At 78.5% G+C, this 1,007-nt stretch carries 1 protein-coding gene; it reads right to left on the bottom strand.

All coding sequences use genetic code 11. The annotated features are described in order from the left end of the window. Nucleotides 1–133 precede the first annotated feature (133 nt). Entirely contained in the window at nt 134–931 is a 798-nt protein-coding gene (locus LQ51_RS12245) for an inositol monophosphatase family protein (protein WP_046565267.1), read from the bottom strand. Nucleotides 932–1,007 lie beyond the last annotated feature (76 nt).

Here is a 1,007-nt window from a genome sequence, read left to right on the forward strand (position 1 = left end):
GGCCCGGCGCGTGGCGGCCCGGGGTCCGGCGTGTGGCGGCCTGGGCGGGGCGGCGGCCCGGGGTCCGGCGCGTGGCCTGGCCCGGGTACTCAGCTCCGGCCGTGGGTCATTTGCCATCCGCCGGCCGGGGCGCTCAGCCCTGGTCGTGGATCATCGCCATCAGCCGGCCGTGGGTCTCGGCGTCCGCCGCCGCGACCAGGCCCCGGCTGCCCGGCCCGGGCCGGGCGCCGTCGAGCCCGGTGACCACGCAGCCGGCGGCCCGGCACAGCGCGATGCCCGCGGCGAAGTGCACGCTGGCGGAGAGGTCGTCGCCGTCGGTGACGTACCCGGCGCGCCGGCCGGCGGCCACCCAGGCCAGCGCCAGCGTGGTGGACACCACCCGGGGCCGGAACCGGGCCATGAAGTCCGGATGCGCGAGCAGGTCCACGGCCCGGAACCCGGGGGCGCTCGGGAACGGCGGATCCAGGTTGACGTCCACCAGGCCGGTGGCGGACGTGGGGGCCAGCGGGGTTTCGGTGCCGGCGTGCCGTACCCGGGCCGTCACACCGTCGGTGCCGAAGACCTCGCCGGCGAACGGGTCGGCGACCGCCGCCGCGCCCTCGGCCAGCGCCACGTTGACGGCCACCAGCATGCCGCCGGAGGCATAGTTCAGCGTGCCGCAGAGGGGATCGACCAACCAGCGGCGGGCGGCGTCGGCGGGGCCCTGCTGCCCGCCCTCCTCGCCGAACACCGCGTCGTCCGGGCGCGCCGCCTTCAGGACGGCCAGGATGGCCTGCTCGGCCGCCAGGTCGGCGCTGGTGGCGAAGTCCCCGCCGCCCTTGTCGACGCGGTCGAGCCGCTGGCCGTACTGCTCGCGCACCACGTCCGCCCCGGCGGCCGCGGCGGCGGCCGCGACGCCGGCGTCGTCCAGCCCGACATAAGAATCGATCATGGTGGCAGGGTATCCGGCCCCGCCCGCCGCCCGCCGACCCGCGCGCTGCTCCCCGGCCCGAAGCGCCCCCGGTCGG

It is taken from the genome of Micromonospora sp. HK10 (assembly GCF_000982955.1).
GTDB lineage: Bacteria > Actinomycetota > Actinomycetes > Mycobacteriales > Micromonosporaceae > Micromonospora.

Coding starts and splice junctions, on each gene's coding strand:
- LQ51_RS12245 (WP_046565267.1), bottom strand. CDS start 931: ATGATCGATTCTTATGTCGGGCTGGACGACGCCGGCGTCGCGGCCGCC.